Here is a 16,637-nt window from a genome sequence, read left to right on the forward strand (position 1 = left end):
TAGTATTTTTTATTGTGAAAAATAAATGAACAAAGTTGTAAAAGTCACAATTTTCTTCTGGATCATGAAGATCATCGCCACGACGCTCGGCGAGACGGCAGGTGACTTCATCTCAATGACTCTTGGGCTGGGGTATTACATAGGCTTTACCGTAACGTTCGCGATTCTGGCTATTCTCCTGTTTTTTCAAATTCAATCCGACAGATATCGTCCAGCTCTTTATTGGGCGGCCATCATTGCAACAACTACAGCCGGAACCGAAGTTTCAGACCTGATGGATCGATCTTTCGGGCTGGGCTATGCAGTGGGATCGCTTATTCTGGTAGCTGGTCTGTTGAGTGTTCTTGCTATTTGGTATTACCGCGATCGCGATCTGAGCGTTTATCCGATTGTCAAGAAAGATGCAGAGACTACCTATTGGCTGGCCATTGTATTCTCCAACAGTTTGGGAACGGCCTTTGGTGACTTTCTGACAAGCAACTTGGAACTGAGTTATATCCAGGGCGCATTCGTGACAGCCAGCGTCATTGGTGTTGTTATCGCCCTTCACTACATAACAAAGTTGAGCGATATTCTCCTATTTTGGCTCGCGTTCATCTTCACGCGACCCTTCGGAGCCACCTTCGGAGATTTTCTTACTAAGCCTGTCAAAGATGGCGGTCTATCACTTCCAAGGGAATATGCTTCGGCGATCGCTTTTATCCTGCTGGCAGTTGTGCTATTCTTTTCCGTGCGAAAGGAGAAAAAAATACGTCAGCCAATCGAGTGATGCGTTTAAGCATAATGAATAAAATTAAAGTATGCTCCGACAAATTTCTAATTTCTGGTTGCTTCACATACATCCTCGTTTGGCTCCCTTAATTGCCACAATTGGTATTGTTGGGCTTGCTAGTTGTCTGCTGATACTTTTTGTTTTAGCAGAAATAGCTGAAGAGGTTTTAGAGCGAGATGCTTTTAGATTTGATACGACTTTTCTGTTATGGCTACATCAGTTTGCCAATCCGAGTTTAGATAATGTAATGCTGTTTATTACAAATCTTGGTAATCCTACTACAGTAGTTCTAGTTGCAGGCATTACTTTCTTATTACTTTGGTGGCGACGTTACCAAGAAGAAGCAAAAGTTTTTGTACTTGCTTGCTTAGGAGCGTTAATTTTAAATACAGGACTAAAGTTATTTTTTTCTAAACCTCGCCCTGAACTATGGCATCGATTGATTTCTGAAAAATCTTTTAGTTTTCCTAGCGGTCATGCACTAGGTTCTATGGTACTTTATGGTTTTATTGCTCACGAATTGGCAACTCACTATCCTCGTTTTGCCAAATTTATTTACAGTTTGACAGTTATTTTAATTGCTGCCATTGGTATTAGCCGCTTATATTTAGGAGTCCATTGGCCTACAGACATAATTGCAGGTTATGGAGTGGGTTTTTTGTGGCTGATGATATGTATTACGATGCTGAAGTTACAAAGATTGAGGCAGAGAAATTTAGTTGATTAAATCCTATTAACCTTTAATTCCACAACTCTAACTCCCATGCTCCTATTTTCCATAGACCGAAAACTGTTGCTCTCAATCTAGGCAGTAAGCCCATCAGCCTTACCTCTCGCAAAGAAGGTATGACAATGATAATTGTCCAATCAGATTTTTTAATTAACTGATTTTTTGCCCAGGATGCTTGTAAATCAGCGCTTTTTAGGGAATGAAACAGCCCTTATCCTCTCCCCACTCCCCATTCAATTGATCCCCAAGTTACCAATCCAAGATAGGATGGACGTTGATTTACGTATTCTTTTAATTAATGCATATGAAGCGCTATTGGTCGCGTTTGCTTGCGCTGGTTTTGGTTGTGTCTATCGGCTTAATGGGCTGTACTGGCAGTCCAGATAGTTTGACTGGGGATTATCGCCAAGATACCTTAGCTGTGGTCAATGTTATGAGACAGGCTCTGAATCTATCACAAGATTCATCAGACAAAACAGCAGTTCAAGCAGAAGCGCGTCAGAAAATTAATGACTTTTCGGCTCGCTATCAGCGAGTTAACTCTGTTTCTGGTCTTGGCTCATTTACAACTATGCGGACAGCCCTTAATTCCCTGGCTGGACACTACAGTTCTTACCCAAATCGTCCCGTACCCGAAAAACTCAAAAATCGTTTAGAGAAGGAATTACAGCAGGTTGAAGCAGCGCTGAAGCGTGGCGGTTAACTCTTGCTCAGGCGAATAAAATTCGTGGCTATACAGACAAAACCCACCTCCGTGGGTTTCAAACTCCTGAGTCCGCGTGGTGCGCGTTGGCGTTCGCGGAGCATGTCGCAGACAAGCCTCTCGTAGAGAAGCGTCTCGCAGAGAAGCGCAGAGCAAGCGCGATAGGCGAACTTTATTAGTGTAGCCACGATTTCTAATCGCTCACTTTGTATCCATCCAATTTTCACCAACACGCGCTTCAACCAGCAACGGCACGCTCAACTCAACTGCATTCTCCATCACCGACTTAATTTGCGGTTGTAATTCTTTCCACTCATCAGGCGGAATTTCGAACACTAATTCATCGTGAACTTGCAACAACAAATGGGCCTGATAGTTCTTCAAAACCTCATGCAGTCTTACCATTGCAATTTTGATAATATCAGCGTTAGAACCTTGAATAGGTGCATTAGCCGCCGAACGTAGTAAACCTGCATCATAAGGGCCCAAATTCTTCAATTTACTTAGATCGATATCTCTTGGATCGCTGCCTTTTAATTTGCGTAAACTGTTATTAGTAAAGTCAAAATAACGACGACGACCGAGAATAGTTTCTACATAACCAAAAGCGATCGCTTCTTTTTTTACTTGCTCCAAATATGCAAAAACTTTAGGATATCGTTCATTAAACCGCTTAATGAACTCGTTGGCAATGTTCTTATCTATCCCTGTTGAGCGCGAAAATCTGAGAGAACCCATTCCATAAATCACGCCAAAATTGATAGTTTTTGCTATTCCTCGTTCTTCTGAGGTTATATTTTCTTTTTCAAATACTAACCGTGCGGTAACAGTGTGAACATCTTCATTTTGCTGATATGCTTGCACTAATATTGGCTCTTGACTCAAATGAGCCAAAATCCGCAATTCAATTTGTGAGTAATCAGCAGCCACCATTAACCAACCAGCTTCAGGCAAAAATGCCTTCCGAATTTGGCGACTAAAAGCTGTACGAATGGGGATATTTTGTAAATTCGGATTAGAAGAAGATAACCTACCAGTTGATGTTGCTGCTTGATTAAAATCAGTATGCACCCTCTGGGTATCTGGACGCACCAATGCAGGTAAGGCATCAACGTAAGTAGACTTTAATTTAGATAGAGTGCGATACTCAATGATCGCCTCAACAAAACCACTTTTATCATCTTCTTGGAGTTTTTCTAGTGTGGCTGCGTCTGTAGAGAAGCCAGTTTGAATTTTACGAGAATGTTTGGTACTTAATCCCAACTTTTCAAACAAGATTTGGCTCAATTGCTTAGGGGAACCTAGGTTAAAATTTTCCCCAGCTATTTCAGTTGCTTCCTCTTTTAATCTGGCTAACTCAGTTTCTAAATGCTGCGAAAGTTCTTTTAAATAAACTGAATTGATGCGGACACCCGTGTATTCCATTTGGGCTAAAACCGCTTCTAGTGGCTGTTCCACTTCCACTAATAGCTTAGACAAAGTTGGAATTTGCTCCAGTTCCTCACGCAATTTCCGTACTAAGCCAAAGGTAGAATAAGCATCCATGCCGCAGTAATCTGCAACGGCGGGAATATCTATATCAGCGATGGTTTTGCCTTTAGGAACTAAATCTAAATAACTTTTTGCTATCAATCCCAAATATCGCTGCCCTAAATCCATCAAATTATGACTTGAATCTGGATTTAGAATGTAACTTGCCAGCATAGGATCAAACACTACTCCTGCTAAATTAATCCCTTGACACTTTAGAACTAATCGGTCAAATTTGGCATTCTGTAAAGCTTTCGGATAATCAGCACTTTCGAGAATTGGGCGTAATGTTTCTAACACCAAATCTTTATTCAAATTCTCTCCATTTTTATGCCCCAGAGGAATATAGGCTACTTCATCTGGTTGCGTTCCCCAACAGCAACCAATTCCTACTAACTCAGCATCTCTTGGTTCTAAAGCGGTAGTTTCAGTATCCCAAGCAACGGGAATATTTGGGTTAGTGAATGTTTGCAAAAGTTTCACTAACTCAGTTAATTTGGCTGGGGTATTGATGATTCGTGGTGTAATAGGTGAACTAGATTGCTGGGAAGCTGTTGCTGTATCACTAGCACTGAAGAACCATGAATCATTATCTTCATTATCCCTCACTTCTAAGTTAGGATTAACCACGTCTGTTTTGGCTTCTTGCTTCTCTTCAATTTGACCGCCAAAACGTTGCTGTATGTCATTTATTTTTCCTAAAAAAGACTTGAATTCTAACTTTTCTAAAATGGGGGATAAGACGCTTGTATCAAATCCTTTTAATTTGCAATCTTCTAAATTAAGTTCTATAGGAACATCTAAAACTATGGTTGCCAAATAACGAGATTTATCGGCATCTTCTTTCCCACTGGCTAGTTTTTTCTGAGTTGCTCCTTTAATTTCATCTAACGCAGCATAAATATGCTCAAGGGAACCATAGGTATTTAGCAGTTGCACTGCTGTCTTTTCCCCAATTCCCTTAACCCCAGGAATATTATCTGATTTATCACCACAAAGAGCTTTAAAGTCAACAATTTGTGAAGGTAAAACGCCCATCTTCTCTTTGACTTGTTCTGCTTCAAATTCCGTAATGCTATTTGTAGAGCGTTTTAGGGCATCTGGACTAAAATTCAGAACAGTGATTTCTTTATCAGAGTCGATCAGTTGAAATAAATCGCGATCGCCAGTCAGAATCTTCACCTTATACCCAGCAGCAGTTACTCGCTGTGCTAAGGTTCCCAAAACATCATCTGCCTCGTAACCAGGGGCAGTAAAAATTGGTAGATTGAAGCCATTCAGTAACTCATGCAGGTTTGCTAAGTCGGGAATGAAGTCTTCTGGCGTTTCTTTGCGATCGGCTTTATAAGTCTCGTCAGCTTCATGACGAAAAGTAGCCTCACCTAAATCAAAAGCGATCGCCATTGCTTGAGGCTGTTGTGTTGCCATTACCTCCAGCAGGCACTTCACAAAACCAAAACATATACTCGTAGGAATCCCTGCTTTAGTACGCAGTCCTCCATCTCGCCCTTTGGCGAAAGCAAAGTATGAACGATAAGCCAGGGAGTGCCCATCTACAAGGATGAACGTGGGGCGTGTTGCTGTTACAGAAGTGAAAGTTTCAGACATAGCCCTATTTTAGCCAGAAGCTTTGTCACATAGTTAGCAATTTAAGATGCTTGTTCAACTTGGTTTTGGCGGCAAGAGCGCACTTATTGAGTACATAATATATTATGTATTATTTTTACATACTATTGTCTACGCATTTGCAGTTTTAGTACGGAAGCCCAGTAGAACTAATTTTTGCTAGAGATACTACCCTAATTAGGTACGTGAGTAGAAATATAGTAACCAAATCCCTAACTTCTCAGCATAAATTGGGGATCTATACTCCTGAGCGCTTTATGTTTAATTCGATAGACCTAGCTTACTTCTCAGGAACCAACAAACACTAGCTTAGTATTTCGCCATCAGACTACCACTATACAAAGCCTCTCTTCCTTAATAAAACTTTATATGTACCAATCAACAAGTATATTTTCCGCAGGACTCGAATATAAAAGCTTTACATAAATTTACGTGTATTTATCAAGCCTACAAGTAAAGTTTCAGAGTTAGAAATAAGTGAGTAATGCCGTAATGATTCGTTTTAGAAAAAATCTTTCATCATGAAAACAAAATTATTGAACACTCTGGCAGCTGCAACAACTATGGTAGGAATAGTTGCAAATTCTGGAGTAGCTAATGCAGCCTCTCTCTCGTACACCAGTTCCATTGATTACGATTTGACAGATATCACTGATGCACCTCTGAGCGTCCAACAATTTGACTCATCTCTAGGCACACTCACAGGTGTGACAATAGCATTTACTGGCGACATCCTGGGAAATGCAGGTTTTGAAAATACGGGTAAAAGCTCGGCTAATATAACAGTAAATCTTGCCAGTCAACTCACCTTAAAATTAAATAATCAGTCTCTGTTTGCGCTCAATCCACAAAATAGCTTCAGTTACGAAGTTGGTCAATTTGACAACAGCATTGATTTTGGTGGTACATCTGGAAAGGCTTTTTCTAACTTAACTGCCACACAATCTGGTACTCAATCTTTTACTAATATCCAATTATTGCAGTCTTTCATTGGTAATAGCAACATAGACTTTTTGTTCTCAGCTACAGCCAATTCAGTAGTTTCAGGTTCGGGCAACATAGCATCTTATGTTCAAACGCTTGCCAAAGCAAATATCAAAGTAACTTATGACTACGATGATGTTAAATCGATACCTGAACCCTCTGCCACACTTGGAGTTGGTTTAATTGCTGGGCTTTGTCTGTTGTCACAACGCAAAAAAAGCTGGCTCAAAGGGTAAAATTCATAGACTTTCTTGAATACGTGGTTTTTTCCATTCTATCTATCTGTCAGGCTCTTTAATTTAAATTAAAAACCCCAATTTTTTCGAGAGTTGGGGTTTTTTGTCTGGATTATTATCCAGAATTTTGAGCAATATTTAAAAAATACTATAGCAATCTAAATCGTGTGATTCAGTATCCTCATGTTATAAAAATTAGGTTGACTAGAGAACCCAATTTTTGCTAATGTTCCCCACTCCTGTTAACCTCTTACTGGAACTTAAAATCTAGGAAATTATGCAGAAAGCATCTGCCGCACATTTAGCATCTACCGATCATCAGGCTGCTGCAAAAGACATTAAACTACTAGTTTTGGATATAGACGGCACGATCGCAGGACACTCTAACACTATCAGCGCATGTGTAAAGCAAGCTATTGTGGCAGCGCAAGCACGAGGAATTCCAGTAGCGATCGCCACTGGTAGAATGTATCGTTCAGCCTTGCGCTTTCACCAAGAAATCGGCTCTACCTTACCATTAATGGCTTATCAGGGAGCCTGGATTCAAGATCCAATCAACCAAAAAATTCATCGCCATTGGGCTGTTTCTAGAGAAATCGCCTACCAGCTACTCGACTATTTTGAACAGCCTGAGTTGCGATCGCTTCTATCTGTCCACTTTTATATCAACGATCAACTATACGTCCGTGAGTTAACTAGAGAAACCCAAATTTATGCAGAACGTTCTGGTATTATCCCGATTCCCGTTGGTGATTTGCGCCAAACATTAACAAATGAACCGACAAAAATTCTCGCTTTGTCTGATGATACAGATTTAATCCATCGGTTATTGGGGAATTTGCGCCGCCAATATACACCTGCTGAACTTTATCTCACAACATCTGTTGCTACCTTTTTTGAAGCAACTAACGCTTCTGTGAATAAGGGAACTGCTGTGCGTTACCTAGCCGAAGAATTACTGGGATTAGAGATAGCCAACGTTATGGCGATTGGTGATAACTTCAATGATGTAGAAATGCTAGAGTCTGTTGGACTTGGTATAGCTATGGGTAATGCACCCGAAGGAGTCCAAGCGATCGCGCGGTGGGTAGCTCCTAGTGTAGAGGAAGACGGAGTAGCAGTAGCAATTGAAAAGTTCTTGCTGTAATGAGGGTACTTTTTCAAGCCTAAACCTTATAAATCAGAAAGGACACCGACGACTGGCCGTGTTTCGTCTCGGTGCCCTAGCTGGTTCGCTCCTCACACACCTGCTAATGTAGCCGAGGTGATGCTTTGAGTCAATAGCTATTATAAAAATTTTTATTTTGCCTAAGCGACATTACCGATTTATAACTCCAAAGGCGCAAAAACACCCAAGTTTTCCTCTAGTACATATCTTAATACTGACTGAGTAGCCATAAGTAATCCTAGTCTGGCTTGTGCTAACTCTGGTAATGTAATTTTCACCTCACCCCAAATCCGGCAATTAGACCAGAAGTTTTCAAAAGCTTGGCTCAAATTCAGCGCGACCTTTTCCCATTTCACAGAACGGCTAATATTAGGGCACTCTATGTTGTCTAGCACTTGTATTAATTCGGAAATTAGATGAAGCTCATCTGGATGATTTAGTCGTAATGTTTCATCACAGTTGAGCCAAGGTAGAGGGTTAGGAGAAATAACATCCCAAAAACCTTGACTAGCATCTGTAACAGGTTGTTTAAGTTGAATCAATCCCTCTCGGTGAGCCAGCAATACCAGCGAACAGCAACGTGCATGAGCGTGCTGAACAGCAAACAAATTGGGCATTGGGCATGGGGCAATAATTAATAGTTCTTCTCCCCCTGCCTCCCCTGCTCCCTGCTCCCTGCCCCCTATCTCCCCCTCTTCCCCCAAACTCCCGACTGCAAGACTTTGTAACCAAGTCGCTAAGGTCGAGTGAGTCAATTCAAAATGTATCCAGCCAGGAGGAACAATTTGGATAGTAAAAACGTCATCGCAAGTCCTTGATAAATCAGATGCGATCGCACTAGCAAGCTCCATAGGTTTTCGATTCTGAGATTTTGACAGTTGCAGGGACACACTTGAGGTATATAAAACTCTATTTTCATCTCTATCTTTATGTAGATGAATTTTTTTATCTACTATGCATATATTTTCTACTTTGTAAGTATCAATGCTTAGTGATTTTATTAAACAACTGTACAATAACTGCTTGATAGATTTATAGTTGCTAACTGGTAATTTATAATGCACGTAATATTATTTAAACAGTCATGTAAGATATATTTGTTACTTTTCTGTCATCTATCTTGCGGTGTAAATTTAATTTAGATGAAGAAAAATGAGAAGAGGATAAAATTTGATGAATAATCGATGAATAGTAAGTAAACTTTACTACCATCATTGTACAGTAGGAAGTATAACAAAAGAGTAGAGAGTAATTTGCTTTCTATTCTTTGGATTGGCTGGCGCTGTTAGGCGTTAAGCCTGCCTCGTCAACACAAAGACACTCCTTGCACCTTTTGATCACGTCTTTGTCTTCAGCCGAACGCTCTTTGTTACCTATGCAATCTCCATCCTCCTTTTCTGAGGCATCACGGCCTTTTTTAACTTGGCAACGAATTCTTGACTGGGCTCAAGAACACTATCGATGCCGTACCTTTAGCAAAGATGAGCGCATTCCAGCCCGGCCTGGATTGCTATATTTGGTGCAAAGGGGTGCGATCCGCATGGTAGGAACTGCCCAAGTTAGTGCAACAGCTAGTCAGCTAACGTCTCGACGAATCAACAGAACCCCAGAAGAAGCGTTCTTGGGTTTTGTGGGAGCGGGACAGCCATTTGAAATTGTTGCTCAGTCGCCATTTACACTCCAGGCTTACGCCCATGTTGACCAAACTGCGGTGCTGTGGATGTACTGGCATGACCTAGACAACTGGCCTCACTTCCGTCGTGAAGTTATGGATGCCTTTAGGTATCAGCACCAGCGTAAGCTGCTGTGGCTGAGTGCCTTGGGACAACGCCGTACAATTGATCGACTCTTAGGATTTCTCACATTGTTAATTGAGGAATATGGAGAGCCAGCAATGAGCGACACCGATCCTGATGTGATTCGCGGCTATTGTCTGCCTTTCCCCCTCACCCATGCCCAAATTGGTAGCGCGATTGGTTCGACCCGTGTCACCGTCACCCGCTTAATGGGTAAGCTGCGTCAACGCGGCTTAATCCTCACCCAAGGGGATAATTTAATTTGTTTGCCAGCAGAATCGATTAATAGAGCTGGTTAAAGCAGAGTTCAGAGCGGCGATTTCCGCCACTCTGCCTGAGTGTAATCCCAGGTGTCAGCGAATTTTGACAAATCCAGCTTGGGTAATAAATTCTTGTCCCTGTTCAGTCAGCAGTAAGTTGGCGTAAGCGACACCTGCTTGCTGCTCAGTCTGACCATTCTGTTTGACCACCACAAACAGATTGCGGGTAATCGGGTATTTTCCTGATTGGAAAGCCTCAATATTCAATTTGTTCCGTTTACCAGGACATTCAGACGGGAGGACAAATGTTTCTTGGTAAGGAGCAATATATTGCCCTTGTTTTCGCCCTAACGGTAAGGGTTTGATTGAACATTGAGGAATCACCTCTGGGGCAGAAGCGTAGTAGATACCACCAGAACTACCAGCCAATTTTTGCAAGGCTTGGGTGGTTGTGGAGATAAATTCCACATTGGGGCTGAAAGCTTGACCACCCAAGATGTCTTGGACAAAAAGTTCTACAGTACCGCCATCAGCAATGCGGCGAGAATAGGGCTTAATCGGAATATTGGGGCCACCCACCTGGCTCCAATTATTGATTTTGCCTGTGTAAATTGACTTTAATTGGTCTACCGTTATTCCTGGGATTTTGAGGTTGGGGTTGACTGCAACTGCTAAACCATCAATAGCTACAGGAATTTGTTTCAAACTGAATCCACGCTGCTGGGCACGGCTTAATTCTTGATCGAGGACTGGTCGGGAAGACTGGGCAAAGGCTAGCTGACCGTCTATCAGTGACTGGATGCCAGTACCAGAACCAGGAGATGCGTTGCTAGGTTCTACATAACGCAGCCGAAACTCTGGTCGCGCCGCTTGAATTGGTGAATCAACTACCAAGCGAATCGGTGCCCAAGATGTACTGCCTCCATAATTGAATAATCCTGTAGGAACATCTTGTGTTGAGGCAAAAGTCTTGCCACTAGGTTGTTCTGATACAGCTTGTGGTGTTTTGGTGCTACCAGAATTAATTGCATTTAGGTCAACACCAGACTTTCTACTAAACCACCAAAAACCGCCAGCTATTAACCCGGCTGTGATTAGGATGGATAAAACAAGAATAGTTGTTTCATTTTTTTGAGACATAGTAAATTACCCGCACGTCCATTCAATATAAGTGCTTAACTTGATAGGTGCTTGCTACTTGAGATTGTATTTGGCGGACGGGTGTTTTGTTAATGAATTATGACAAATCCTAACTTCTGAATTACTTACGGTTTTAGATATAGTAAATTTCCTTTGAATTATTTGTTAGTTCTGGTAGTTGATATTATAATTTTTCCCTCTAAAGCTCAATTTCTCATCTTGAGAGCTTTTTTAGATTAACTATTGGTTAATTTTTAATTTTTTATTGCTGATTAACGCACTGGCTCAAAGTCATAACCAGTGCGAGAGCGAGAACCAGGAACGATTTTTACAAGTTGGACTAGCGCATTGCGATCGCCTGATGCTAAAAACCGAATTGTACCAGAAGCGCCGGTGGCAGAAAAGTCAGACGATGCCAGGGCTTGTTGGATTCCCGATCTTGTGGGATTGCGTTCTAATGCGGCAATCAAAGCTACAGTAGCATCATAACTTAGGGCACTTCGCCAACTCACATCACCACCCCATAGCTGCCGAGATTTCTGGGGGAAATCTGATTTGGAAGCGCCGTCAATATGCCAGGGAACTGCCACTACCATCCCCACAGCTTGTTCTCTACCAATCTCTAAAGTTTTGGCGGTATAAACATCATCTCCAGCCAGTAGTGTTAATCGTTTTTGGTTAATTTGAACTACTTGCAGGGCTTTATCGAGAGTTTCAGTGTTAGCAGCTAACATCAAGACTTCTGCACCTTGCTTAGTTGCTTGTTCTAGACTTTTGGCCGCACTAAAATCTGCTCTGGATAAGTCAAATTCGCTGGATACTTGTCCACCTTCTAAAGAAACAGATGAAACAAACTCAGACTTTAAAGACTGGCTATAGTTGCTCTGAGAATTAAAGAAAACCACTGCATTTTTTTTCTGCAAGGTTCTCACCATGTAGTTGGCTAAACTTCTTGCAGCCATAAAATCACTGGGAACTGTGCGAAAAACGTAGTGGCTAAAGTTAGAAATTTTGACAGATGTGCTAGTAGGGGAAATTGCTACAAGTTGTCCTGAAGTATAAATAGTACCTGCGGCTAAGGTAGAATCGCTAGTAATCGGCCCAACTACACCCAATACTTCTGAATTGCTAACTAGGCTAGAAGCGATTTGCTTCGCTATTTCTGGATTGTCGTCGTCGTTAGCTATCCCTACTCTCAACGGCACTCCCTTAATTCCCCCAGAGGTATTAATTTCATTTTGGGCTTGAGCGATGCCACGTAAAATTTCTAAAGAAGTATTGGGGTCAGTGCCTATTGGTACAGAAGCCATAATGGTGTAACTCTTAGAAGACTTGATGCGAGCGTTATTAAGAAAGATCAGCGCTTCTGGATCGTTACGGTTGAGTTTTAGGGAATCTGTGAAATTAGCGATCGCCTTATCATAACTTTTCGCAGCGATCGCCTGGATTCCTTCTTTTTTTGCAGCAGAAACCGCACCTGGAGTCAAAGTTTTGTCTCCTAAACTAATCCGATCTTGTAGGGATGGATTGTTAGCTGGTTCTGAACCTGGAATGATGGTATTACCTATTTTGGCTCCACCATTAGTAAACCACCACACACCACCGCCAACTATTCCAACTGTCAGCAACAGAGCCAAGGCTAAAACTGCGGTTTCATTCTTTTGTGACATGAACAAGTTTTAATAAAATAAAAATGTTTATTATTTGGCTAAATCTAACTGCTTTGATCATTTAATTCTGACAAATCCAGCCTTTTCGATCAGGTCTTGACTCTGAGGCGTCAGCAGCCAATTTGCATAAGCTTCGCCTGCTTGCTGATCTGTTTGACCATTCTGTTTAATAATTACAAATAAATTGCGAGTAATTGCATAATCTCCACTTCGAAATGCCTGACTATTTAATTGATTACGTTTATTGGGACATTGAGATGGAGGTACAAACGGTTGTTGGTAAGGGGGCACTAATTGACTACTTGTGCGCCCCAGTGGTAAAGATTTAATAATACACTGAGGTACAACCTCTGGGGCAGATGCATAGTAAATTCCCCCAGGATTTGCAGCTACTTTTCGTACTGCTTCAGTGGTCGTGTTAACATAACTAACATTGACACCAAAATTTTCTTTATTTAGAACATTTTCGAGAAAGAATTCTACTGTACCCCCAGCTTCTTTGCTACGAGAGTAAACTTTAATTGGTAAATTTGGCCCACCTACTTGTTGCCAATTAGTAATTTTGCCAGTGTAAATGTCTTTGAGTTGGGCGACAGTTAAACCAGGGATGTTGAGATCGTGGTTGACAGCGATCGCAATTCCATCAATCGCCACTGGAATTTCTTTCAAACTAAACCCTTTTTGTTGAGCTTCGGCATTTTCTTCAGCCTTTACTGAACGAGAAGACTGAGAAAAAGCTAGTTGATTGTCTATCAACATCCGAATCCCAGTTCCAGATCCTGCTTGACCTGACGGAGGTTGAGTGTAACGTAAAATAAACCGAGGGCACTGGCTTTCTAGTACGGAGTCTACATTTTTACGAATAGGTGCCCAAGTTGTACTACCACCATAGTTGAATGTCCCTTCTACGAGGTTGGGCACGTTACATCTACTGATAAACTGATTTATCGGGTTATCTGTGTTGTTAGTCCCCGAAGATTTTGCAATAGTTCCATTTAGTTGCGCCCACCGTTCCATAAAAAACCATAAGCCGCTAAAGATTAAGCCAATGGTGATGACAGCAGCTAAGAAAAGACTAAGTGTTTCGTTTTTCTGAGACATTATGTGGCTATTAGCACCAAAAGTTTTTTTAAAGGATGAGAGATAATAATTTATAAATAAGCCGAAATATGGCTGTTAGTGAAATTGCTACTAAAGCTGCTGCAATTGATAAAATAATTACTCCCTGAATGCCAAGCCCCCCTTGTAAAAAGGGAATAAAAAAAATAATTGCAAAAGTAATTGTTGGAATAATTAATAAATCGAACTTTTCAATCCACCGCCTAGTTTGGGCAAATACCAGTATCCCCAGAATTACAGATGCAACGCTTAAAGTAACTATTGGTGATTGTACTAGACTGAAGAGGGCGATCGCTATCAATGCCCCCTCAAATCCACTAAATGCCGCCCCACCCAATAATTCCACTGTAGAAAATGCTGGTTGAGTTGGTGGAGACTGGGAGACGACGGGATTAGAACTTTTAGGAGATTGTGGCGGAAGTGTTACAGAAGGCGAATTAAGTTGTGTAGCGGCTAGAGGCTGTGAGTAAAGTGCATCTAGAACTTCCTGCGCTGACTGAAAGCGCTGATTAGCAGCAGGTAGCAGCATCTTATCTAAAATGTCAGCAAGGCGAGGATTGACATTTACTTGCTCCCGCCATTTCCACTGGTTGCTATAGGCATCAAATAGTTGAATTGCTTCTTTATTAGTCAATAAGGTAATAAGAGTTACAGCTAAAGCGTATAAATCTGTAGACGGAAATACTTGCCCCCCTGCCATCTGCTCAGGCGGTGCAAATCCCATAGAATAAATTCCTGTGGAAGAAGCAGCCCCTAGTGCAACATTTGTTACTTGTTTAACTGCGCCAAAATCTAGTAGAAAAAGTTTCCCATCGCGACGGCGCATAATATTAGAGGGTTTAATATCTCTGTGGATAATACCCCGTTCGTGGACAAACTTTAACACCTTCAAGATTTCTTGCAACACCTCTAACACTTGGTGTTCAGAAAATTTGCCCTGTTGAACTAATTCTTCTTCTAAATTTTGCCCATCAATATATTCTTGTACTAAGTAAAAAAATTGATCTTCCTGTCCTGATTGCGAACTATTAACTATCACTGGAAAGAAGGCAAACAAGTCAGGAATTTGTTCATGATCGTTACCAAGTTGTGCTAGAACGTCTGCCTCTCTCTCAAACATTATCTGTGCTTGTTGCAGTTGAGTTGAGGTTAAATTACCCACTGGTTGAAACTGCTTAACCACGCATTGACGCATTCCTGGGATGCGGCGATCGCGTGCCAAAAATGCTGCTCCAAACCCACCCCTTCCCAGCAACTTCGTGGGTACATATCGACCATCTAACAGCAGTGGCATACCACACGTAGTACAGTATTTTTGCTGCGTTGTTTTCAGGGTTGTAATATCATCTAAATCAGCAAAATAGTTTTGTGGGCGTGGACAACGTGGACGAGTACAGTAAACTTCCATTTTCGTGATTAGTCATTAGTCACTTGTACTGAGCGTAGTCGTTGGCGCAGCCTCTCGTAGAGAAGTATTGGCCATTTACAAAAACAAAGGACTAATAACCTTAACTAATTTTAGATTTTAGATTTTAGATTTTGGAGTTAAGGAAAAATTTCCCATCCAAAATCTAAAATATTGGCTTTATACCCTTGAATTAATTCGTGGAGATGAATCAAATAATTTCATGATCTCAAGCTCCACTTTTCCTATGGTATCAATCCAAAATCTTAAATTTAAAATTGTGTTACCAGATTTTAGTCTTCGCCAGAGGAGGCGGGTATTGCTATATCCAATGTAGTTACCACGATGTTTTTTTGTGCTAATTTTAACACATCTTTACTCCATCCAGGGTTAGCAAACTGGGGCAAAATTTCTTGACTAAAGGCTTCTGCTGCCTTGGATCTATAGCGATTAGGATTAAAAATCAACCATAGCGTGCGTTTGACGACTACCCCTTCAATAGGGGTACGGTGCAGAACACCCATTTGTAACTCTTTTGCGATCGCACTTGTTGAAACAAAAGCAGCCCCTAAACCAGATTGCACGGCATTCTTAATTGCTTCAATGGAATTTAGTTCCATTTCAACCTTAAAACGTCTGGTATCAATTTCACAGCGTCCTAGCACTTGGTCAATCACTTTACGGATGGTCGATTGGGAATCTAGGGCAATGAATTGTAATTTATATAGGTCTTCTTTTTGGATTGTTTCAAGTTTAGCAAAGGGGTGAAAGACAGGTAAAATCAGCGCTAGTTCATCTTCTGCGTAAGAAATAACTTCCAAAGATTCTGATAGTTCACCAGGAATTTCACCGCCGATTATTGCCAGATCAACTTGTCCGTTAGCGACACTCCAAGCAGTCCGCCGGGTAGAGTGGACGTGTAATTGCACTGCCACATCTGGATATTTTTGTCGGAACATTCCGATCATTCTAGGCAAAAGATAAGTGCCGGTGGTTTGAGAAGCACCGACAATTAACGTACCGCCTTGGAGATTTTGTAAATCCTCAATGGCGCGGCAGGTTTCTTGACACAGACTGAGGATTTTTTCACCGTAATTTAGGAGTAGATGTCCTGCTTCCGTTAATTGGGCACGTCGTCCTCCACGGTCGAATAAAGGGACATCTAGCTGCCGTTCGAGATTTTGGACTTGTAAGCTGACGGCAGGCTGGGAGACATAAAGACTATCGGCGGCACGTTTGAAGCTTCCTTCTTGTGCGATCGCTTTTAAAATCCGTAACTGATCTAAAGTGAAAGGAAGGTCAGACATAAGGCTCAACCCACAAACATTGAAAGGAGCGGATGCACACAACAAATAAACTTTGGCAGCAATCAGCCGCGTATGATTTGTTGCATATTAAACTTGAAGACTTGACTCGAAAAGGACAGTAGCACAACATCTTGACTAAAGTCTCCTTTGGAATACTTTGTGGTATTGGTTGTACTGAATTCAATTTTCTT

13 protein-coding genes are annotated in these 16,637 nt (G+C 41.4%); 6 read left to right on the forward strand and 7 right to left on the reverse strand.

What is annotated here, in order from left to right; all coding sequences use genetic code 11:
• The first annotated feature begins 25 nt into the window (after positions 1-25).
• The 3 genes from FBB35_RS05400 to psb27 all read left to right on the forward strand — a co-directional run bounded on the left by FBB35_RS05400 (position 26) and on the right by psb27 (position 2,205).
• Complete coding sequence (locus tag FBB35_RS05400) at positions 26-769, forward strand: hypothetical protein (RefSeq protein WP_174708805.1); 744 nt, start codon at positions 26-28, stop codon at positions 767-769.
• 31 nt (positions 770-800) lie between these two features.
• Positions 801-1,499: a phosphatase PAP2 family protein gene (locus FBB35_RS05405; protein WP_174708806.1), complete on the forward strand. Its 699-nt coding sequence runs from the start codon at positions 801-803 to the stop codon at positions 1,497-1,499.
• Between the two features lie 301 nt (positions 1,500-1,800).
• Positions 1,801-2,205, forward strand: a complete 405-nt coding sequence (gene psb27, locus FBB35_RS05410; protein WP_012412424.1) for a photosystem II protein Psb27 — start codon at positions 1,801-1,803, stop codon at positions 2,203-2,205.
• 201 nt (positions 2,206-2,406) lie between these two features.
• On the opposite strand, the gene polA is transcribed toward psb27, so the two are convergent.
• Positions 2,407-5,343, reverse strand: coding sequence for a DNA polymerase I (polA, locus tag FBB35_RS05415; protein ID WP_174708807.1), 2,937 nt, complete (start codon positions 5,341-5,343; stop codon positions 2,407-2,409).
• A gap of 539 nt (positions 5,344-5,882) precedes the next feature.
• Between polA and FBB35_RS05420 the strand changes: the two genes are divergently transcribed.
• Both FBB35_RS05420 and FBB35_RS05425 read left to right on the forward strand, forming a co-directional pair.
• Positions 5,883-6,581 carry a choice-of-anchor E domain-containing protein gene (locus FBB35_RS05420; RefSeq protein WP_174708808.1) on the forward strand — a complete coding sequence of 233 codons (699 nt, stop codon included), beginning with the start codon at positions 5,883-5,885 and terminating at the stop codon, positions 6,579-6,581.
• Positions 6,582-6,858: 277 nt separating this feature from the next.
• The gene (locus tag FBB35_RS05425; RefSeq protein ID WP_174708809.1) at positions 6,859-7,728 is read left to right on the forward strand and encodes a Cof-type HAD-IIB family hydrolase; all 870 of its coding nucleotides are present in this window, start codon (positions 6,859-6,861) and stop codon (positions 7,726-7,728) included.
• A gap of 179 nt (positions 7,729-7,907) precedes the next feature.
• On the opposite strand, the gene FBB35_RS05430 is transcribed toward FBB35_RS05425, so the two are convergent.
• On the reverse strand, positions 7,908-8,813 hold the full coding sequence (locus FBB35_RS05430; protein WP_174708810.1) for a DALR anticodon-binding domain-containing protein: 906 nt from the start codon (positions 8,811-8,813) through the stop codon (positions 7,908-7,910).
• A 311-nt stretch (positions 8,814-9,124) separates the two neighbouring features.
• On the opposite strand from FBB35_RS05430, the gene FBB35_RS05435 reads away from it, so the two are divergent.
• Positions 9,125-9,844, forward strand: a complete 720-nt coding sequence (locus FBB35_RS05435) for a Crp/Fnr family transcriptional regulator (RefSeq protein ID WP_012412419.1) — start codon at positions 9,125-9,127, stop codon at positions 9,842-9,844.
• 54 nt (positions 9,845-9,898) lie between these two features.
• Here the strand turns inward: FBB35_RS05435 and FBB35_RS05440 are convergent, their stop codons facing one another.
• From FBB35_RS05440 to FBB35_RS05460, 5 genes are all read right to left on the reverse strand, one after another.
• The gene (locus tag FBB35_RS05440; RefSeq protein ID WP_174708811.1) at positions 9,899-10,945 is read right to left on the reverse strand and encodes a PstS family phosphate ABC transporter substrate-binding protein; all 1,047 of its coding nucleotides are present in this window, start codon (positions 10,943-10,945) and stop codon (positions 9,899-9,901) included.
• 272 nt (positions 10,946-11,217) lie between these two features.
• Complete coding sequence (locus tag FBB35_RS05445; RefSeq protein ID WP_174708812.1) at positions 11,218-12,615, reverse strand: ABC transporter substrate-binding protein; 1,398 nt, start codon at positions 12,613-12,615, stop codon at positions 11,218-11,220.
• A gap of 57 nt (positions 12,616-12,672) precedes the next feature.
• Positions 12,673-13,716, reverse strand: a complete 1,044-nt coding sequence (locus FBB35_RS05450; RefSeq protein WP_174708813.1) for a PstS family phosphate ABC transporter substrate-binding protein — start codon at positions 13,714-13,716, stop codon at positions 12,673-12,675.
• A 28-nt stretch (positions 13,717-13,744) separates the two neighbouring features.
• The gene (locus tag FBB35_RS05455) at positions 13,745-15,142 is read right to left on the reverse strand and encodes a serine/threonine-protein kinase (RefSeq protein ID WP_174708814.1); all 1,398 of its coding nucleotides are present in this window, start codon (positions 15,140-15,142) and stop codon (positions 13,745-13,747) included.
• Positions 15,143-15,432: 290 nt separating this feature from the next.
• The gene (locus FBB35_RS05460) at positions 15,433-16,446 is read right to left on the reverse strand and encodes a LysR family transcriptional regulator (RefSeq protein ID WP_174708815.1); all 1,014 of its coding nucleotides are present in this window, start codon (positions 16,444-16,446) and stop codon (positions 15,433-15,435) included.
• Between the last annotated feature and the right edge of the window lie 191 nt (positions 16,447-16,637).

The sequence above is a fragment of the Nostoc sp. TCL240-02 genome, assembly GCF_013343235.1.
Taxonomy (GTDB): domain Bacteria; phylum Cyanobacteriota; class Cyanobacteriia; order Cyanobacteriales; family Nostocaceae; genus Nostoc.